This is a genomic window from Bradyrhizobium sp. BR2003 (genome assembly GCF_009720285.1).
GTDB classification, from domain to species: Bacteria; Pseudomonadota; Alphaproteobacteria; order Rhizobiales; family Xanthobacteraceae; genus Bradyrhizobium; species Bradyrhizobium elkanii.
The window spans coordinates 297193-316328 of sequence record NZ_SMYJ01000009.1 but is presented as its reverse complement, the minus strand read 5'-3'; the positions used below and the strand labels follow the sequence as shown (position 1 = coordinate 316328).

At 65.5% G+C, this 19136-nt stretch carries 16 protein-coding genes; 1 reads left to right on the top strand and 15 read right to left on the bottom strand.

What is annotated here, in order from left to right:
- Positions 1-4: 4 nt before the first annotated feature.
- The 3 genes from lpxB to lpxA are packed head-to-tail and all read right to left on the bottom strand — an operon-like array spanning position 5 to position 2856.
- Positions 5-1183, bottom strand: a complete 1179-nt coding sequence (lpxB, locus tag E2I15_RS05950) for a lipid-A-disaccharide synthase (RefSeq protein ID WP_137477870.1) — start codon at positions 1181-1183, stop codon at positions 5-7.
- Positions 1183-2040 (bottom strand): LpxI family protein, encoded by an 858-nt coding sequence (locus tag E2I15_RS05945; RefSeq protein ID WP_137477869.1) that lies wholly within the window; start codon positions 2038-2040, stop codon positions 1183-1185. The genes lpxB and E2I15_RS05945 overlap by 1 nt, the downstream gene beginning before the upstream one ends.
- Before the next feature lie 21 nt (positions 2041-2061).
- Positions 2062-2856, bottom strand: a complete 795-nt coding sequence (gene lpxA, locus E2I15_RS05940) for an acyl-ACP--UDP-N-acetylglucosamine O-acyltransferase (protein WP_016841582.1) — start codon at positions 2854-2856, stop codon at positions 2062-2064.
- A gap of 150 nt (positions 2857-3006) precedes the next feature.
- On the opposite strand from lpxA, the gene E2I15_RS05935 reads away from it, so the two are divergent.
- On the top strand, positions 3007-3330 hold the full coding sequence (locus tag E2I15_RS05935; RefSeq protein WP_018271838.1) for a KTSC domain-containing protein: 324 nt from the start codon (positions 3007-3009) through the stop codon (positions 3328-3330).
- A 12-nt stretch (positions 3331-3342) separates the two neighbouring features.
- Here the strand turns inward: E2I15_RS05935 and fabZ are convergent, their stop codons facing one another.
- The 12 genes from fabZ to dnaE form a co-directional block, all read right to left on the bottom strand.
- Positions 3343-3801 (bottom strand): 3-hydroxyacyl-ACP dehydratase FabZ, encoded by a 459-nt coding sequence (fabZ, locus tag E2I15_RS05930; protein WP_076857667.1) that lies wholly within the window; start codon positions 3799-3801, stop codon positions 3343-3345.
- The gene (gene lpxD, locus E2I15_RS05925; protein ID WP_137477868.1) at positions 3801-4862 is read right to left on the bottom strand and encodes a UDP-3-O-(3-hydroxymyristoyl)glucosamine N-acyltransferase; all 1062 of its coding nucleotides are present in this window, start codon (positions 4860-4862) and stop codon (positions 3801-3803) included. Before lpxD ends, fabZ begins: the two co-directional genes overlap by 1 nt.
- 32 nt (positions 4863-4894) lie before the next feature.
- Positions 4895-7435, bottom strand: coding sequence for an outer membrane protein assembly factor BamA (gene bamA / locus E2I15_RS05920; protein ID WP_137477867.1), 2541 nt, complete (start codon positions 7433-7435; stop codon positions 4895-4897).
- Between the two features lie 175 nt (positions 7436-7610).
- A complete protein-coding gene (gene rseP, locus E2I15_RS05915; RefSeq protein WP_137477866.1) occupies positions 7611-8762 on the bottom strand; it encodes an RIP metalloprotease RseP in 1152 nt (383 codons plus the stop codon).
- Positions 8763-8806: 44 nt separating this feature from the next.
- A complete protein-coding gene (dxr, locus tag E2I15_RS05910; protein WP_137477865.1) occupies positions 8807-10033 on the bottom strand; it encodes a 1-deoxy-D-xylulose-5-phosphate reductoisomerase in 1227 nt (408 codons plus the stop codon).
- Positions 10034-10037: 4 nt separating this feature from the next.
- Complete coding sequence (locus tag E2I15_RS05905; protein WP_137477864.1) at positions 10038-10886, bottom strand: phosphatidate cytidylyltransferase; 849 nt, start codon at positions 10884-10886, stop codon at positions 10038-10040.
- Positions 10883-11641 (bottom strand): isoprenyl transferase, encoded by a 759-nt coding sequence (locus E2I15_RS05900; RefSeq protein WP_137477863.1) that lies wholly within the window; start codon positions 11639-11641, stop codon positions 10883-10885. The genes E2I15_RS05905 and E2I15_RS05900 overlap by 4 nt, the downstream gene beginning before the upstream one ends.
- 20 nt (positions 11642-11661) lie before the next feature.
- Positions 11662-12225 carry a ribosome recycling factor gene (gene frr, locus E2I15_RS05895; RefSeq protein ID WP_137477862.1) on the bottom strand — a complete coding sequence of 188 codons (564 nt, stop codon included), beginning with the start codon at positions 12223-12225 and terminating at the stop codon, positions 11662-11664.
- A gap of 72 nt (positions 12226-12297) precedes the next feature.
- Positions 12298-13014, bottom strand: coding sequence for a UMP kinase (pyrH, locus tag E2I15_RS05890; protein ID WP_028339655.1), 717 nt, complete (start codon positions 13012-13014; stop codon positions 12298-12300).
- A 71-nt stretch (positions 13015-13085) separates the two neighbouring features.
- On the bottom strand, positions 13086-14009 hold the full coding sequence (gene tsf / locus E2I15_RS05885) for a translation elongation factor Ts (protein WP_018271842.1): 924 nt from the start codon (positions 14007-14009) through the stop codon (positions 13086-13088).
- Positions 14010-14136: 127 nt separating this feature from the next.
- On the bottom strand, positions 14137-15129 hold the full coding sequence (locus tag E2I15_RS05880) for a 30S ribosomal protein S2 (RefSeq protein WP_016846252.1): 993 nt from the start codon (positions 15127-15129) through the stop codon (positions 14137-14139).
- A 218-nt stretch (positions 15130-15347) separates the two neighbouring features.
- On the bottom strand, positions 15348-18872 hold the full coding sequence (dnaE, locus tag E2I15_RS05875; protein ID WP_137477861.1) for a DNA polymerase III subunit alpha: 3525 nt from the start codon (positions 18870-18872) through the stop codon (positions 15348-15350).
- Positions 18873-19136 lie beyond the last annotated feature (264 nt).

The window sequence follows — 19136 nt, the reverse complement described above, 5'->3', positions numbered from 1 at the left end:
CGCTTTAGGTCGAACGGCGGCCCATCTCTGCCAGCACGATGTCGGCTGCGCGGACGCTTGGCGGCTGGTCGCCGGTCGACATCTTCCCGTCCATCGTCGCGAACCCCACGAGCTGCCGCAGACGATCGGGTGAATCCGCAAGCACGTCGCCCAGCGCCGCCGCGAGCTTGTCCGGCGTGCAGTCCTCCTGCAGGAACTCGGGAATGATATCGCTGCCGATCACGAGATTGGCGAGGATCACCGAGGGCACGCGGATCGCACGGCGCAGGATGAACGCCTCGGCGGCGCCGACGCGATAGGCCGTCACCATGGGAATCCCTGACAGCGCGAGCTCCAGCGTCACCGTGCCCGACTTCGCGAGCGCAGCGCGGGCGATGCGGAACGCGGCGCGCTTCTCGGTCTCGCCGATCGCGAGCCGCGGCACCACCGGCCACGACGCGACGCCTTCGCGCACCATCGCCTCGAGATGCGGCATGGTGGGGAGCACGAGCTCGAACGACGTTTGCTTCCTGAGCTGGCCGAGCGCCGTGCCGAACAGCGCCAGATGATGCCTGATCTCGCTGCGCCGGCTTCCGGGCAACACCAGCAGCACCGGAGGCTGCGCATCGCGCCGCTTCTGCTCGTCCTCGTTCGGCCGCAGCGAGGCGAGCTGCTCGGTCAGGGGATGGCCGACATAGCTGCACGGCGGCCCCTGCAGCTTGCGATATTCCTCCGGCTCGAACGGCAGCAGCGCGAGCACGTGATCGACATAGCGCCGCATCGCGCGCGCCCTGCCCGGCCGCCAGGCCCAGACCGAGGGCGACACGTAGTCGACGATCGGAATGTTCGGGTTGCGGGCGCGGACGCGACGGGCGACGCGGTGGGTGAAATCGGGGCTGTCGATGATGACGAGCATGTCAGGCGCGTCGGCGAGCACGGCATCGGCTGTGCGCCGGATCAATCGCAGGATTTTCGGCAATTGCTTCACGACAGCGGCAAAGCCCATGATCGAGAGTTCCTCGATCGGAAACAGCGGGGCGATGCCCTGATCCGTCATCGCCCGGCCGCCGACGCCGGAAAACTGCACAGCGTCCCCAAGGCGCTGGCGCAGCACCTGCATCAGCGCCGCGCCGAGGCGGTCGCCGGATTCCTCGGTGGCGATGAGGAAGATCTTGGGAGCGGTGCTGGGACTGCGCACCTGCATCAGCCCGCCAGTCCGATGACAAACAGCCCTTTGGCGTCGGCGGCCTCGACCAGGGCCTGCGGCTCGGCGGCCAGCGTATTGCCGGCGATCACGGCGATGCCGGCGATGCCGGCCGCTGCCGCGCCATCGACCGTTCGCGGGCCGATGGTCGGCAGATCGAAGCGCAAATCCTGCCTGCTCTTCGGCGCCTTCACCAGCACGCCACGGCCGGCCTTGGTGCGGATGCGGCCCTCGGCGCGCAGCCGCGCGACGCGCGCGAGCAGCCCGTCGGTGCCCTCGATATCCTCGACCGCCACCACATGACCGTCGATCACCACGGCCGCCTGACCGATGTCGAACGGGCCGAGCGCGTCGAGCACGCCGCGTCCGCGTGCGATATCGGCGAGCGCCGTGCTGTCGGGCGCCGCGCGCGTCACGGCTCCCTCCGGCATCAACAGATCGGGCGCGACATCCTTGATCCCGACCATGCGGAAGCCCTGCTGCTCGAGGATGCGGCCAACGCTCGACAGCAAATGATCGTCGCCGCCGCGAAATGCGCGCACGACGTGGCCGAGCAGGCGCAGCGTGCCCCAGTCGAGCCGGATCTCCGACAGCGCGGGGCGCACCAAGGTGCCGATGAAGATCAGATCGCGGCAGCCTTCGTCGCGGAACAGCCGGGTCGCCCGCCCGAGCTGGCCGACCGAAATCCAGCGGTGACGAAACCGCTGCGCGCGCGCCGGATCGCAGGCGCCGCGCAGCGCGAACAACACCGGCGTGATGCCGCGCGCAACCAGGGAGTCGGCGACCGCGAACGGCATGGCGCCGCCGCCGGCGATGACGCCGACCGGCGAGGAAAGCGAGGGAGCCGCTGACGTCATGCTGTGGCGGCCATCCCCTGCTCAATTGCTATCGGCGGGAAGGCAGAGCGGGCGCAGCTTGCCGCCCTCGATGAAGGCCAGGATTTCCGCAATCGCCGGATCCTCGCCGGCCAGCGGCTGCACCGAGGCCAACCGCTCGGCGAAGATGCCGGGGCCGTGGAACAGCTTTTGATAGAACGCGCGCACCGTCGCCAGCCGCGCCTTGGTGAACTGGCGGCGCCGCATGCCGATGATGTTGAGCCCTTCGAGAACCGCGTACTGACCGTTGGCCAGTCCGAACGGGATGATGTCGCCGCGTACGCCGCAGACGCCGCCGATCATCACCTGTGAGCCGACGCGGGTGAACTGGTGCACCGCCGACAGGCCGCCGATATAGACGAAGTCGCCGATCTCGCAGTGGCCGCCGAGCGTCGCCGACGTCGCGAAGATCACGCCATTGCCGACCATGCAGTCATGGCCGACATGGCTGTTGTTCATGAAGAAGCCGCGATCGCCGACACGCGTGAGCCCGCCGCCCTTGACCGTGCCGACATTCATCGTCACGCCCTCGCGGATGGTGCAGGCTTCGCCGACTTCGAGGCGGGTCGGCTCGCCGCGATAGCTGAGATCCTGCGGCGGCCCGCCGAGCGCTGCGAACGGCGAGATGATGCAGCCGGCGCCGATCCTGGTATGCCCGCTGACCGTGACATGCGCGATCAGCTTGCAGTTCTCGCCGAGCACGACATTGGGGCCGATGATGCAGTACGGACCGATCTCGGTGCCGGCCCCGATCACAGCGCCATCGGCAATCCGCGCAGTGGGGTCGATCATGCTCATGAAGTTTCGGTCCGCAATTCGTTAATGGCGCCAAGGTGCTATCGAGGCGCCAGGCTGTTGATTGGGGCGGTCGTTAGCGCGACTTTGCCCGCCCTGTCCAGTGACGTATGATGACCGCCTGTTGCAAACGAGAAGGTCGCAACCGATCTCATGGTCCGGGCCGCCGCGCTGATCCTCAGCCTGCTCTCTGCGCCAATCGGCCCGGAGACGGTCGATCTCGGCGACAGCACGGCGATCGATCTCTCGAGCTTCGAATGCCGCGACATCAACCGCAGTACGATCGTCCAGCGGGTCTGCTACAGGGCGGATCAGCGCGCGCTGCTGGTCGCGGTCAGAGGCAGCTACCAGCACTATTGCGGCGTCCCCGCCGAAACCTACGACGCGCTGATGAACGCGCCGTCGATGGGCGTCTTCCTCAATCGGGTCCTGCGGATCGCGGGCGCGGACGGCCGCTACACCTGCACAACGTCGTGAGCCCGGCGCGGCCTAATCCGTCAGCATCGCACCGACGTCGGCCTCGGCGACGACCTGGCCGTTGACCTTGGCATCGCCGTGAAACCACCACATCGTCTTGCGCCGGCCGAGCGAGCGCATGTGATACTCGATGGTGTCGCCGGGCATCACCGGCTTCCTGAACTTGCACTTGTCGATGGTGAGAAAATACACCGCGCGCGGCTTCTCGGTGCCCTCGACCGACTTGATGCCGATGACGCCGGCGGTCTGGGCCATCGCCTCGATCATCATCACGCCGGGGTAGACCGGACGGTCCGGGAAATGCCCCTGGAACGGCGGCTCGTTGAAGGTGACGTTCTTGATGCCGATGCCGCTGTAGTCGGTGCGGATATTGATCACCCGGTCGATCAGCAACATCGGAAAGCGATGCGGGAGCGTCTTCAGGATATCGTTGATATCCACCAGCTCGAATTTGACCGGTGCCTCCTCCATCACTCCTGCCCCTCACCTTTGGCCTCGTTGTCGCGCACCAGACGCTCCACTGCGATAATTTCCCGGAACCACTGCTTGGTCGGCTTGGCGAAATGCCCGCCCCAGCGACCGTTGGCCGGGATGTCGTCCTTGACCGCGCTCATCGCCGTCACCTGGGCGCCGTCGCCGATCTTGAGGTGGTTGTTGATGCCCACCTTGGCGCCGAGCGCGACATTGTCGCCGATCGTCAGGCTGCCGGCGAGCCCGATCTGGGCCGCCAGCAGGCAGTGCCGGCCGATCGTTACATTGTGGCCGATCTGGACCTGATTGTCGATTTTGGTGCCCTCGCCGATCACGGTGTCGCGCAGGGAACCGCGGTCGATGGTCGAGGCGGCGCCGACCTCGACATCGTTCTGGATCACCACGCGGCCGGTTTGCGGCACCTTCACATGGCCGGCCGGCCCGAAGAAGATGAAGCCGTAGCCGTCCTGGCCGATGTTACAGCCGGGATGGATCAGGACGTTGTTGCCGATCAGCGCGAACTGGATGGTGGTCTTGGCGCCGACATTGCAGTCGCGGCCGATCTTGACGTCGGCTCCGATCACCGCGCCGGCGCCGATGATGGTGCCCGAGCCGATCTCGACCCGCGGGCCGATCACGGCCAGCGGATCGACAATGACGCCGTCCTCGAGGCGCGCAGTGGGATCGATGATCGCCGACGGCGCGATGCCGTCGGTGTCGAACCAGGATTGCGGCCGCAGGGCATCGGCGTGCCATTGCCGGGCGAGCTCGACGAACACCTGGAACGGCTTCGCCGCCCGCAGCACGGCAGTGCCCTTCGGCACCTGTGCCTCGAAGCGCGGGCTGACCAGACACGCCCCGGCCTTGGTCGCGGCAAGCTGGTCGGCGTATTTCAGATTGTCGAAAAAGGCGAGATGCATCGGACCGGCCTCGTCGAGCGAGGCCAGCCCCCTGATCTGAAGCGCGCCCCTTTCGGGGTCGACCAGTTGCGCCTTCGTTAGCGCGGCTATTTCAGCCAGCGATGACGAAGGAGGACTCTTGAAGAAGATCGGCTGCGCCATTCCATCCGTCGCAGTCCGGTTGGCAATCGGTCTTAGAACGTCGTACCGCCGCCAAACCGGAATTCTTGCGTGCGGTCAAACGCACCCTTGGTCAGCGGCACCGCGTAGTCGAAGCGCAGCGGGCCGAACGGTGACTGCCAGATCAGGCCGACACCGACCGAGGTACGGACAACCTTGCTGTCGTCGTAGCTCAGACCAAGGCACGTACCCGGAGACGGCGGATTGTTCGTCGGCTTGATGCAGCCAGGCACGTTGACTTCGCCGGTCGCCGCCCACGAGGTCGGGCCCTGGTAGTCGTACAGGCCGCCGGCGTCGGCATAGACCGCGCCCTTGAGCCCGACTTCCTTCGGCAGGAACCAGAACGGCATCTGCAGTTCCGCCGACACGCCCCAGTACTTGGTGCCGCCGATGGCGTCCATCGTGCCGTACGGGTTGATGTCACGCGGACCGATACCGTTCGGCGCGAAGCCGCGGACCAGGTTCGGGCCCATCTGGAAATGATCGAGCATGCGAAGGTCCGAGGTCCCGAGCTTGTTCAGGATGCCGCCCTGCGCGTGGATCACGCCGACGATGTCGGAGACCAGCGGGGTGTAGTACTTCGCGTCGATCGCGGTCTTGATGTAGCTGACGTCACCGCCAACACCGGCGAAGTCCTGCTTGAAGTCGACGATCAGACCGTCGGTCGGGTTCTTGTTGTTGTCGAGCGTGTTGTAGTTGAGCGTGTAGCCCAGCGCCGACGTGAGGGTCTTGCCGCCCGCCAGCTCCTTGCGGACCGGCAGCGAGGCTTCGCCGTCATAGAAGCAGCCGAGACCATTGGTCGACACCAGGCTGATCCCGTTCAGGTTCGCATAGGCCGGGCTCGGATTGAACGCGGGATTGGGCGTTCCATCCGGCAGGAGCGGCACGTTGTTACAGTTGTTCAGCGTCGACGGCAGGGTGATTTCCTGCTGGTAGATCGAGTAGCGCAGCTGCAGCGACAGATCTTCCCGCAGGCTGAAGCCGAGCCGCGGGCTGAAGCCCAGCGTCTTGGTGCCGTACGCGATGTAGCTGTTGGACAGCTGCTGGCGCTGGTAGAGGTCGAGGCCGAGCGCGACGCGGTAGTCGAGCAGATACGGCTCGACGAACGACAGCGAGTAGCCGCGGGCATACTGGCCGTAGGTCACCGACGCCTTCGCGAACAGGCCGCGGCCAAGCAGGTTGCGCTCGGAGACGCTGACTTCGGCCAGCGCGCCGTCGGTGGTCGAGTAACCGCCCGACACCGAGAAGTCGCCGGTCGACTTCTCCTCGAGATCGACGATCAGGATGACGCGATCGCTGGAGGAGCCCGGCTCGGTGGTGATCTTCACCGTCTTGAAGAAGTCGAGGTTCTTCAGCCGGCGCTCGGCACGGTCGACCAGCGCACGGTTGTAGGCGTCGCCTTCCGAGATATCGAACTCGCGGCGGATCACGTAGTCGCGGGTACGGCTGTTGCCGCGGATGTTGATGCGCTCGATATAGGTGCGCGGACCTTCGTCGATCGCGAAGGTGATCGACACCGTGTGATTGTCGAAGTTGCGATCGCCGCGCGGCCGGACCACCGCGAAGGCGTAGCCGCGGCGCGACGCCTCGATCTGCATCTCTTCGACCGACTTCTCCAGCGCCTCGGCGTTGTAGAGCGAGCCGACATTGACGCGCGAGTAGGTGCGCAGCGCGTTCGGGTCGAGCGTTGCGATCGACGACGTATAGTTGACGGACGCGACGCGGTACTGCTGACCTTCCTCGATCTTGAAGGTAACCAGGAAGCCCTTCTTCTCGGGATCGTATTCGGTCAACGCGGCCACGACCTGGACGTCGGCATAGCCATTCTTGAGGTAGAAGCGACGCAGCAGGTCGCGATCGGCCTCGACCCGGTCGGGGTCGTAGACGTCATTGCCGCCGAGGAAGCTCAGGATGTTCGATTCGCGGGTCTTGATGACGTCGCGCAGACGGGACGCCGAATAGGCGCTGTTGCCGATGAACTCGATCGACCGGACGCCGGTCTTCACGCCTTCATTGACCTCGAAGATCAGGTCGACGCGGTTGTTCGGCTGCTCGATGATCTGCGGATTGACCCGCACGTCATAGCGGCCGGACCGGCGGTAGATTTCGGCGATGCGCAGGGCGTCCGACTGGACCATCGGGCGCGAGAACGTGCCGCGCGGCTTGGACTGCACTTCGGCGGTCAGTTGTTCGTCCTTGATCTTCTTGTTGCCCTCGAAGGCAACGCGGCCGATCACCGGGTTCTCGACCACGACCACGACGAGGCGCCCGCCCCGCTGGTCGATATGGACGTCCTGAAACAGGCCGGTCTCGATCAGCGCTTTCAGACCGTCGTCGATCTGGGCCTGGCCCAGCCGACCGCCCGGTCCGGGATGGAAATAGGAGCGGATGGTTTCAAGCTCGACACGGCGGTTCCCCTCCACCGTGATCGAATCGACTGTCTGCGCCGACGCAGGCACAGACACAGCTACGGTCGCCAAGGTGGCAACCACCGGCGCGGCGAACATGACCAAGGCGGCGAACAGCCCCCCCCTCACTCGCATTCCAAACATCATGCGCAACGCGCCCTTATCTTAACGATGCCAGATCGTTCCCCAACGACCCGACAGATTCCCAACCTGCCGCTCAGCTTGTAACCAAATTTGCCTAGGGGGCAAACTTACTAGAGCTGAACATTTCCATTTTCGTTCCAAGACGTTGCCCATTGGCAACGCCACAAAAAAGCCCGTTTCAGGACCCGGCGATCCTGAGGATGTCGTTATACGTCGCAAACACCATCAGCATCAGGACCAGACCCAGCCCGATTCGGAAACCCACCTCCTGCGTCCGCTCCGACAGCGGGCGTCCCCGCAGCGCCTCCGCGCTGTAGAAAAGCAGGTGTCCGCCATCCAAAAGCGGGATCGGAAACAGGTTCAGCAGGCCGATCGAGACCGACAGGATGGCGCAAAGGTTGATCACGAACTGGAACCCGGCGCTCGCGGCCTGCCCCGACAGCTTCGCGATTCCAATCACCCCGCTCACCTCGGCCGGATTGCCGGTTCCAACGAACAGCGACCCGAGGAACTTGAACGTGCTGGAAATAATGTACCAAACCTGCTCGACGCCGATCTTCAGGGCCTCCAGCACGCCGACGGAGGCGCTGGTGGCCTCGCCGACCTGAGCCTTGTGCTCGATTCCGAGCACGCCGATTCGGTGAGCATTGCCGAAGGGGTCCTTGACCTCCCTGAGCGCCGGCGTCGCCTTGAGCGCGACGATCGCGCCATCGCGCTTCACCTTGAAACCAAGCTCTGAACCTGCATTCGAGGCTACAATGCGCTGCATGTCGGCAAAGCTCTGAATCGCGCTGCCGTCGATCTCCACGACGACATCGCCGACCTTGAAGCCGGACGACGCTGCGACGCTTTCGGCCACCAGGCCGTCGACCCGGGCGATCGTGCTCGGCTTGCCGTAGTAGAGCGCCATGCCCACGAAAATCAGGGCGCCGAGGATGAAATTGGCGATCGGGCCGGCCGCAACGATGGCGGTGCGCTTTCCGACCGATTTGTGATGGAAGCTGCCTTCGCGCTCTTCCGCCGTCATGGCGGCGAGCGTCTCGGTCGACGGCGTCGATGCCTCGCTGTCGTCGCCGAAGAATTTGACGTAACCGCCGAGCGGTATCGCCGAGATCTTCCAGCGCGTGCCATGCCGGTCGTTGAAGCCGGCGAGCTCCGGCCCGAAGCCCAGCGAGAACGTCAACACCTTCACGCCGGCCCAGCGCGCGACCAGGAAGTGGCCGAGCTCATGGAAGAAGACGACGATGGTCAGGACGAAAAGGAAGGGAACGATGGTACCGAGAAGCCCATGACTCAACGCATTGAAACTATGAATAAAATACTCGGGCATTCGATTTTCCCTCGACAAGAGCCAAAGGCTCCGCCCCCAACCCTCTAGGTTGCCTTTAAGGCAATTTGAGGCAATAGGGCGGCAGCTTTATTTCGCACGATATGGTCAACGGAAATCGCATCATCCGCCGAGCGCAGTGGTGGCCGATTCCCCGACCTGATCCAATCGTTCATCGTGGCCTCGACCAGGCGGGCGATCGCGCCGAACTTGATCTTGCCGGCGATAAACGCGGCGACCGCGATCTCGTTCGCGGCGTTGTAGACCGTCGTCGCGCCGTGCCCCATCCGCAGCGCCTCGTATGCCAGCCGCAATCCCGGGAAGCGTTCAAAGTCCGGCGCCTCGAAGGTGAGCTGTCCGATCTTGGCGAGATCGAGCTTCGCGGACGGGCCGACGACGCGGTCGGGCCAGCCGAGGCAATGCGCGATCGGGATCCGCATATCGGGCGTGCCGAGCTGGGCGACCACCGAGCGATCTGAGAACTCGACCATGCCGTGGATGATCGACTGCGGGTGCACCAGCACGTCGATTTCATCGGGCGTCAGCGCGAACAGATAGGACGCCTCGATCACCTCGAGACCCTTGTTCATCATCGACGCGGAATCGATCGTGATCTTCTGCCCCATGCTCCAATTGGGATGTTTCAGCGCCTGTTCCAGCGTCGCCTGCTCGATGTCGGCGGGGGCCCAGGTGCGGAACGGCCCGCCGGACGCGGTGATGATCACCCGCGTCAGTTCCTCGCGGTTACCGGAGGCCAGCGCCTGGAACAGCGCATTGTGCTCGGAGTCCGCCGGCAAGATGCAGGCGCCGGCCTTTTTGGCCCGCTCCATGAAGATGTCGCCGGCACAGACCAAACATTCCTTGTTGGCGAGCGCGACGGTGGCGCCGCGATCGACCGCGGCGAGCGCGGGCTTCAGCCCGGCCGCGCCGCTGACCGCCGCCATCACCCAATCGGCAGGCCGCGCGGCCGCCTCGATGATCGCGCTCTCCCCGGCCCCGCATTCGATCCGGGTTCCGGCCAGCGCATCCTTCAATTCGGAAAGTCGGGCCGGATCGGCAATGGCCGCGAACCGCGCGCCGAATTCCTTGGCCAGCTTCGCGAGGCCCTCGACATTGCTGTTCGCGGTCAGCGCCTCGACCCGGTATCGATCGCGCGCGCCGCGCAGCAGATCCATGGTGCTGTCGCCGATCGAGCCGGTGGCACCGAGGACGGTTACGGTCCGCACGGCGGATGCCGCCGCGGCCTTGTTGTTACGCAACGGAACTGCGCTCATCTCATCACCAAACCATAAGACCGCGCCCGACGCCATCGGCGCCACCACGGAGAAAGCCGAAAATCGCCGCCACAATGACGGCCGCGACAAATCCGTCCAGGCGGTCCAGGAGGCCGCCGTGACCGGGAATGATGTGGCTCGAGTCCTTCACTCCGAACCGCCGCTTCACCGCGGATTCGAAGAGATCGCCGAGCTGCGAAACCACCGACAACACCGCGCCGAGCACGAGCAGCGGCCCGGTCGAGCCGATCTCGAAGGCCGCAAAGCCGGCGGCGACCAGCAGGCTCGCCACGAAGCCGCCAACCGCTCCCGCCCAGGTCTTCTTCGGGCTGACTCGCACCCAGAGCTTCGGCCCGCCGATGCTGCGGCCCGCAAAGTAGCCGCCGATATCGGTGACCCACACGATCAGCAACACGAACATCAGCGCGGCAAAGCCCTTCGCCGTGTCGAGGCGCAGCACCACCGACGCGATCTCGGCCGCCGCCGCATAGAGCAATCCCGCAATGGCCCAGTTGCGCCGCGCGCCGGACGTCAGTGCCACCACAACCGCTCCGACGGCGAGCACGATCAGGGCCGCATCGATGCGGCCGGCCATCAGGCACAGTCCGGCGAGCAGCAACGCGACCACGCCGGGCACCACGATACGGAGCTCGCGTCCGAGTCCGGTGACAACAAGCCATTCCGCGAACAATCCGGCCGCCGCTAATGTCACGAGGAGCGACCAGGCGACGCCCCCCATATAGGCCAGCGCGATCGCAACCGGCGCCAGCACCAGCGCCGCAATCACGCGCATCGCGAGATTGCGAGACCCCTGTTCGTTTGCTGCCGCCGGCGCGGCCTCGCCCTCGGTCACGATCCGGTTTTCGCAGCGAGCCCGCCGAACCGGCGCTCGCGCCTGCCGTATTCCGCAATCGCGCCTTCGAGCGCCGCCTTGTCGAAATCCGGCCAGTGAATCGGCACGAACACGAGCTCGCTATAGGCGGCCTGCCACATCAGGAAGTTGGACAGGCGCTGCTCGCCGCTGGTGCGGATGATCAAATCCGGATCCGGAATGTCGGGCGCATCGAGATATTGCCCGAGCGTGTCGGTGTCGATGGAGTTGGCGTCGCGCTTGCCTTCGGCGACCTCGCGCGCAAGGCGCCGCGCTGCGGAAGCGATCTCCGCGCGCGAACCGTAGTTGAAGGCGACCACGAGATTGAGCTTGTCGTTATTCCTGGTCAGTTCCTCGGCTTCGTTGAGCAGCGCGCAGATGTCGGCGTCGAGGCCGTCACGCTCGCCGATCACGCGTACCCGCACCCCATCGCGGTGCAGCGTCGCCAGATCGTTGCGGATGAAGCGACGCAACAGGCCGAACAAATCGCCGATCTCGCTGGCCGGCCGCGACCAGTTCTCCGAGCTGAAGGAAAAAATGGTGAGATAGGCGATGCCGAGTTCATGGGCCGCACGCACCACGCGGCGCAGCGCCTCGACGCCGCGGCGGTGGCCCTCGACACGCGGCAGGCCGCGCGACTTGGCCCAGCGCCCGTTGCCGTCCATGATAACAGCCACATGCAACGGACTGCCGGAGCGATCCGGTCCGTCAGTTGCTGGGGCGGCGGCGTTCGACATCGGCTGTTCCCGTAGCGCCTTCAGACCGTCAGGATTTCCTTTTCCTTGGCGGCGAGCAGCTGATCGATTTCGGCGATCACGCCGTCGGTCGCCTTCTGCACCTCGTTCGACAGGCGCTCCTGATCGTCCTCGGATATCTCGTGATTCTTCTCGAGCTTCTTGATCACGTCGAGGCCGTCGCGGCGCACATGCCGCACGGCGACCTTCGCCGCTTCCGCATATTTGTGCGCGACCTTGACGAGCTCCTTGCGGCGCTCCTGGTTGAGTTCGGGGATCCGCAAGCGCAACACCTGCCCTTCGGTCGCCGGCGACAGGCCGAGATTGGAATCGACGATCGCCTTTTCGACCGCCTTCACCATCGTCTTGTCCCAGACCTGCACCGAGAGCAGGCGCGGCTCGGGCACGCTGATGGTCGCAACCTGGTTGAGCGGCATATGCGAGCCGTAAGCCTCCACCTGGACCGGCTCCAGCATGGAGGCCGCGGCACGGCCGGTGCGCAGGCCGCCGAGCTCGTGCTTGAGCGATTGCGTGGCGCCCTGCATGCGGCGTTTCACGTCGTTGATGTCAAAACCAGGTGCGGCCATGACGTTCTCCCTTTCCTAGAAACCGGCTGTCGACGCCCTCGGGTCCAAAGTCTGGACCCGGAGGCGCGGCAATCAGCCGGCGACGACCGTGCCGTGTCCGGTACCGCGCAGAATCGCACCGATCGAACCGGGCTCCGCGATCGAGAACACGATGATAGGCAGCGACGTCTCGCGGGCAAGCGCGAAAGCGGTCGCGTCCATGACCTTGTAGCCGCCCTCGATCGCCTGCGAATGGGTCAGGCGGTCGAAGCGCTTGGCTTTGGGGTCCTTCTTCGGATCGGCGCTGTAGACGCCGTCGACATTGGTGGCCTTCAGCACCGCCTGCGCGCCGATTTCGGCCGCGCGGAGCACGGCGGTGGTGTCGGTCGTGAAGAACGGGTTGCCTGTTCCACCGCCGAGCAGGACGATGCGTCCCTCGGCGAGATATTTGTGCGTTGCACTACGGGTGAATAGCTCGGAAATCTCCGGCATCACGAATGCCGACAAGGTCCGCGCCGGGGTTCCCTTGCGCTCGATCGCCGCCTCCAGCGCAAGGCAGTTCATCATAGTGGCAAGCATGCCCATGGTGTCGCCGGTCGGCCGGGAGACGCCGCGAGAGGACACCTCGACGCCGCGGACGATGTTGCCGCCGCCGATCACGACGGCGACCTCGATACCGAGCTTGCGGGCTGCGATCAGGTCGTCGGCGACGCGATCGACCGTCGGTTGATCGATACCGAACCCATTGGAGCCGGCCAGATATTCGCCGGAAAGCTTGATCACCACGCGACGATAGATCGGCTCAGCCATGATGCGATCGCTTTCTTATCCCGCGCAGGCAGGCTTCCGGCGCAAAGCGCCGGAGGCCTTGGTGTCAGCGGTTACTTCTTGCCGCTGGCGGCCGCGACTTCGGCGGCGAAGTCGCTTTCCTGCTTCTCGATTCCCTCACCGAGAGCATAGTTCACAAAGCCAGCGATTTTGATCGGCCCGCCGACCTTACCCTCAGCTTCCTTCACCGCCTGGGCAACCGACTTGCCGCTGTCGTGGATGAAGGCCTGATCGAGCAGGCAGACTTCCTTGTAGTAGGTCTTCAGGCCGGAATCGACGATCTTCTCGATGACGTTCTCCGGCTTGCCCTGCTGGCGGTACTTGTCGGCCAACACGTCCTTCTCGCGCTTGACGGTCTCCGGATCGAGCCCGGCCGGGTCGAGCGCCAGCGGCTTCGCCGCCGCCACGTGCATGGCGAGCTGGCGGCCGAGCACTGCGAGCTCATCGGCCTTGCCGGCGGACTCCAGCGCCACGATCACGCCGATCTTGCCGGCGCCCTCGACGACCGCGTTGTGGACATAGCTCGACACCACGCCCTTGCTCACCTCGAGCGAGGCAGCGCGGCGCAGCGTCATGTTCTCGCCGATGGTCGCGATCGCGTCGGAGATCGCGGTCTCGACGGTGACGTCGCCGACCTTCGCCGCCTTGATCTTCTCGACGTCGGCGCCATTGTGCAGCGCGACCTGGGCGATCATCTTGACCAAGCCCTGGAACTGCTCATTGCGCGCAACGAAGTCGGTCTCGGAGTTGACCTCGACCAGCACACCCTTGGTGCCGGAGGTCAGCGCGCCGATCAGGCCCTCGGCCGCCACGCGGCCGGCCTTCTTGGCGGCCTTGGAGAGGCCCTTCTTGCGCAGCCAATCCTGCGCTTCCTGCATGTCGCCGTTGTTCTCGGTCAGCGCCGCCTTGCAATCCATCATGCCCGCGCCGGTCGACTCGCGGAGCTCCTTGACCATCGCTGCTGTGATCGTTGCCATCGTTCAATGCCCTTCTTGCCTGTACAGAAACCGCGGCGCCCGATGGCGCCGCCGTCTGCGACAGGGAGATCGTTGTTCGTGGAATAGAAGCGGCGGCCGGGCGAAACCCGGCCACGCCGCGCAACCTTTATTCCGCTTCGGCGAGCGTCTTGGCCTGGGCGACCCAGGCGTCGGCACGGCTCGGCAGACCGACTTCTTCGCCGATCTTGTGCGCGGTGTCGTGATCGAGCTCGGCGAGCTGCCAGTAGTGGAAGATGCCGAGGTCGTTGAGCTTCTTCTCGATCGCACCGGACACGCCGGTGAGCTTCTTGAGGTTGTCGGCGGTGCCGCGCGGGCCGGCGAGGCCCTGGAAGCCGGACGGCGCAGCCGCCGGAAGGTCTTCCTGCACGGGCGTCGCCGACGCACCGATGTCGATTCCGGACTCGCCCTGAGCACGCGAGATACCGTCGATGGCGGCGCGCGCCACGAGATCGCAGTACAGCGAGATCGCGCGGCCGGCGTCGTCATTGCCCGGCACCACATAGGTGATGCCCTTCGGGTCCGAATTGGTGTCGACGATCGCGGCGACCGGGATGTTGAGCCGCTGGGCTTCCTGGATCGCGATGTCTTCCTTGTTGGTGTCGATCACGAAGATCATGTCGGGAAGACCGCCCATGTCCTTGATGCCGCCGAGCGAACGGTCGAGCTTGTCGCGCTCGCGCTGCAGCGTCAGCCGCTCCTTCTTGGTGTAGGAGTTGGCTTCGCCCGACGACAGCACGTCGTCGAGGTGACGCAGGCGCTTGATCGAGGCCGAGATCGTCTTCCAATTGGTCAGCGTGCCGCCGAGCCAGCGCGAGTTGACGAAGTACTGCGCCGAACGCTTCGCGGCGTCGGCAACGCCGTCCTGGGCCGACCGCTTGGTGCCGACGAACAGGATGCGGCCGCCCTTGGCGACGGTATCGCTGACCGCCTGCAGGGCGCGGTGCAGCATCGGCACGGTCTGCGCGAGGTCGATGATGTGGATGTTGTTGCGAGCGCCGAAGATGTAATCCTGCATCTTCGGATTCCAGCGGTGGGCCTGGTGGCCAAAGTGAACGCCAGCTTCCAAAAGCTGACGCATGTTGAATTCGGGCAGCGACATAGATCTAATTCTCCGGTTGGTTCCTCCGGAAACGTGTGAGCAAACGCGCCTGAATGGCCCGGTTGCCACCGGACGGCCTTGAGAGCCATGTTTCCGTGTGAGATGGCGCGCTATATAGCGCGATTTGCGCGAGAAGCAAGGAAATACGGCCGGTTACACCGGCCGACCGGGCCCAAATCGTACCGAAACGGCCCTGTTTGGCGCCCGAAGTCCCCCTTTTAGAGGGTCTGCACGTCGACCACGCCGGCCACCGCCTTGATCGCGCCGGCGATCTGCGGCGAGACCTTGTAGCGGCCGGGCAGCTTCATCTCCACCTCGGTTTCGAGGTCCAGCATCATCACCAGCGAAACGTCGCCATCGGCCCCTGCCGCCGGCGGCGGCGTGGCGGCCGGCTTCACGGCCGGTGCCTTTGCGGGGCCGCTCGGGGCGGGCGCGGCTTCCGGCATGTTGAGGCGGCGGGCGATCGAATCCAGCGGCTTGGTGTCGCGCACGAAGATGCGCAGGCCCTTCTGCGTCTTGGCGGCGGCGTGATCCAGCGGCTCGGCGTGCAGCACCCTCGCCCGCACGTCCTCGCCCTGCAGTTCGGCGCCGAGCTGCAACAGCACGGCCGCCCCCGGCTCGAGCACGTCGCGGTACTGCGCAAGGCCCTCCGAGAACAGCACCGCCTCGAAATGGCCGGTCGGATCCGACAGGCCCATGATGCCCATCTTGTTGCCGGTCTTGGTGCGCCGTTCCATGCGCGACACCACGGTTGCCGCGACCTTGCCCGCGGTGGCGCCGGTCTTCACCGCGCGCGAGAATTCCGCCCAGGACTGCACGCGCAGCCGCTTCAGCGCGGTCGCGTAATCGTCGAGCGGATGGCCCGACAGGAAGAAGCCGATGGCGTCGTATTCGCGCCGCAGCCGGTCCGCGGGCAGCCACGGCTCGATCTGCGGCAACATGATGCTCGGCGCATCCGCCGCGCCGCCGAACATGTCGTTTTGGCCCGAGGTCGCCGCCTCGTGGCTGCGCTGGCAGGCGGCGAGGATCGCATCGGCTCCGGCGAAGACGCGCGCGCGGTTCGGCTCCAGCGTGTCGAAGGCGCCGGCCGCCGCTAGGCTCTCGATGATCCGCTTGTTGACGGCGCGCGGGCTCACCCTTGCTGCGAAATCGGCGAGCGAGGTGAAGACGCCCTTCCTGTTGCGCTCCTCGATGATCTGCTCGACCGCCTGGATGCCGACGCCCTTCAGCGCCGCGAGCGCGTAGTAGATTGTGTTGTCGCTGACCTCGAAGGTCGCGCCGGAGCGATTGATGTTGGGCGCCTCGACCTTGATGCCGAGCCGCTGCGCCTCGGAACGAAATTCGGAGAGCTTGTCGGTGTTGTTGAGTTCGAGCGTCATCGACGCCGCGAGGAATTCGACCGGGTAATGCGCTTTCATATAGGCGGTGTGGTACGACACCAGCGCATAGGCGGCCGCGTGGCTCTTGTTGAAGCCGTAGTCGGCGAACTTGGCGAGCAGCTCGAAGATCGTCTCGGCCTGGCCCTTCGCCACGCCGTTTTTCATCGCACCGGCGACGAAGATATCGCGCTGCTTGTCCATCTCGGCGCGGATCTTCTTGCCCATCGCGCGGCGCAGCAAGTCGGCCTGGCCGAGCGAGTAGCCCGCCATCTGCTGCGCGATCTGCATCACCTGTTCCTGATAGATGATGACGCCGAAGGTCTCCTTCAGGATCGGCTCCAGGATCGGATGCAGATATTCCGATTCCTCGTCGCCGTGCTTGCGCGCGCAATAGGTCGGGATGTTCGCCATCGGGCCCGGGCGATACAGCGCCACCAGCGCGATGATGTCCTCGAAGCGGTCCGGCCGCATGTCGATCAGCGCGCGCCGCATGCCCTGGCTTTCCACCTGGAACACGCCGACGACATCGCCCCGCGCCAGCATCTGATAGCTCGGCGCATCGTCGATTGGCAGCGTCGCGAGATCGACATGAACGTCGCGCTGCTTGAGCAGCTTCACCGCGACGTCGAGCACGGTCAGCGTCTTCAGGCCGAGGAAATCGAACTTCACGAGGCCCGCCGGCTCGACCCATTTCATGTTGAACTGGGTCACCGGCATGTCGGATTTCGGATCGCGGTAGAGCGGCACCAGCTCGCTCAGCGGCCGGTCGCCGATCACGATGCCGGCGGCATGGGTCGAGGCATGGCGCGTCAGACCTTCGAGGCGCTGCGCGATATCGAACGCACGCGCCACCACCGGATCCTCGTCGCGGAATGCCTGCAGCTTCGGCTCGCCCTCGATCGCCTGCGCCAGCGTCACCGGCGCTGCGGGATTCTGCGGCACCAGCTTGGTCAGCTTGTCGACCTGCCCATAGGGCATCTGCAGCACGCGCCCGACGTCGCGCAGCACGCCGCGCGCCTGCAGCGTACCGAAGGTGATGATCTGCGCCACCTGGTCGCGGCCGTAGCGCTCCTGCACGTACTGGATCACCTCGCCGCGGCGGTCCTGGCAGAAGTCGATGTCGAAGTCCGGCATCGAGACGCGTTCGGGATTGAGGAAGCGCTCGAACAGCAGCGCAAACCGCATCGGATCGAGGTCGGTGATGGTGAGCACCCAGGCGACCAGCGAGCCCGCGCCGGAGCCGCGGCCCGGTCCGACCGGAATGCCCTGCGCCTTCGCCCATTTGATGAAGTCGGAGACGATCAGGAAGTAGCCCGCATATTTCATGCGGGTGATGACGTCGAGCTCGAAGGCAAGCCGCTTGCTGTAGTCTTCCTCGGTCATTCCCGGCGAGAGACCGTGCACCCGCAGGCGATTCGCGAGCCCCTCCTCGGCCTGGCGCTTCAGCTCGGCGGCCTCGTCGGCCGCCGCATCGGCGCTGGCGGCGGCACCGACCGTGAAGAACGGCAGGATCGGCTTGCGGGTCTTCGGCCGGAACGAGCAGCGCTCGGCGATCTCCACAGTCGAGGCCAGCGCCTCCGGGATGTCGGCGAACAGCACCGCCATTTCCGCGCGGGTCTTGAAGCGGTGATCCGGGGTCAGTTGCTCGCGGTTGGTCTCGGCGATCAGGTGGCCGCCGGCGATGCAGAGCAGCGCGTCATGCGATTCGTAGTCGTCATTGCTGGCGAAATACGGCTCGTTGGTCGCGACCAGCGGCAGGCCCTTGCTGTAGGCGAGATCAATCAGGCCGCCCTCGGTGCGGCGTTCCTTGTCGGCGCCGTGGCGCTGCAATTCGATGTAGAGGCGATCGCCGAACAGGCCGGCCAGGCGCTCGCAGCGGGTGGTCGCCAGCGCCGCCTGTTCGGCCCGGAGCGCCAGCGCGATCGGCCCGTCGGGGCCGCCGGTCAGCGCGATCAGGTCTTCGGCGTCGTCGGTGAGCCAATCGAACTTGATGTGCGGGGTCTGGTTGACCGGCGTCTCCAGGAACGCCCGCGAGTTCAGCCGCATCAGGCTGCGGTAGCCGCGCTCGCGCGCCGCCAGCAGCACGATTCGCGCCGGGCCGGTCGTCGCAAGGATGCTCCGGCTATTCGGATCGACGTCGCCGAAATCCACCGCCAGCTCGCAGCCGACGATCGGCTGGATGCCGTAGCCGGCCATCTTGTCGGAGAATTCCAGCGCCCCGAACATGTTGTCGGTATCGGTCAGCGCCAGCGCCGGCTGGCGGTCGGCCTTCGCGAGCTCGCCCAGCTTGGCGATCTTGATCGAGCCCTTCAGCAGCGAATAGGCGGAATGAACGTGAAGATGAACGAATCCGGCATTCGGCATGGCTGCTTACGGAAGCTCTTGAGTCAGGGATGGAGCGAGCGCCAGGGCCGGGAACTCGAAAGCGTCAGACCCGACTCGCAATCCCATCGTGGGGCCTGAACCCTGCCAAGTCCACGCCGAACGCGGCGCGGCGGCAAGTCCTCCCGCTTTTCCCCAAGGGCAAACCATCCCGCCGGCTATGCCCCTGTCCCCGCGAGCGCATTTTCAGAATTGGGTGATCAGCTGGGCCCACACCGCGATCATCCCGACGAACAGCGTGATCGA

Bases quoted from the DNA above. Each gene is read 5' to 3' on its own strand.
- lpxB (WP_137477870.1), bottom strand. From the start codon at position 1,183: ATGCAGGTGCGCAGTCCCAGCACCGCTCCCAAGATCTTCCTCATCGCC.
- E2I15_RS05945 (WP_137477869.1), bottom strand. From the start codon at position 2,040: ATGACGTCAGCGGCTCCCTCGCTTTCCTCGCCGGTCGGCGTCATCGCC.
- lpxA (WP_016841582.1), bottom strand. From the start codon at position 2,856: ATGAGCATGATCGACCCCACTGCGCGGATTGCCGATGGCGCTGTGATC.
- E2I15_RS05935 (WP_018271838.1), top strand. From the start codon at position 3,007: ATGGTCCGGGCCGCCGCGCTGATCCTCAGCCTGCTCTCTGCGCCAATC.
- fabZ (WP_076857667.1), bottom strand. From the start codon at position 3,801: ATGGAGGAGGCACCGGTCAAATTCGAGCTGGTGGATATCAACGATATC.
- lpxD (WP_137477868.1), bottom strand. From the start codon at position 4,862: ATGGCGCAGCCGATCTTCTTCAAGAGTCCTCCTTCGTCATCGCTGGCT.
- bamA (WP_137477867.1), bottom strand. From the start codon at position 7,435: ATGATGTTTGGAATGCGAGTGAGGGGGGGGCTGTTCGCCGCCTTGGTC.
- rseP (WP_137477866.1), bottom strand. From the start codon at position 8,762: ATGCCCGAGTATTTTATTCATAGTTTCAATGCGTTGAGTCATGGGCTT.
- dxr (WP_137477865.1), bottom strand. From the start codon at position 10,033: ATGAGCGCAGTTCCGTTGCGTAACAACAAGGCCGCGGCGGCATCCGCC.
- E2I15_RS05900 (WP_137477863.1), bottom strand. From the start codon at position 11,641: ATGTCGAACGCCGCCGCCCCAGCAACTGACGGACCGGATCGCTCCGGC.
- frr (WP_137477862.1), bottom strand. From the start codon at position 12,225: ATGGCCGCACCTGGTTTTGACATCAACGACGTGAAACGCCGCATGCAG.
- pyrH (WP_028339655.1), bottom strand. From the start codon at position 13,014: ATGGCTGAGCCGATCTATCGTCGCGTGGTGATCAAGCTTTCCGGCGAA.
- tsf (WP_018271842.1), bottom strand. From the start codon at position 14,009: ATGGCAACGATCACAGCAGCGATGGTCAAGGAGCTCCGCGAGTCGACC.
- E2I15_RS05880 (WP_016846252.1), bottom strand. From the start codon at position 15,129: ATGTCGCTGCCCGAATTCAACATGCGTCAGCTTTTGGAAGCTGGCGTT.
- dnaE (WP_137477861.1), bottom strand. From the start codon at position 18,872: ATGCCGAATGCCGGATTCGTTCATCTTCACGTTCATTCCGCCTATTCG.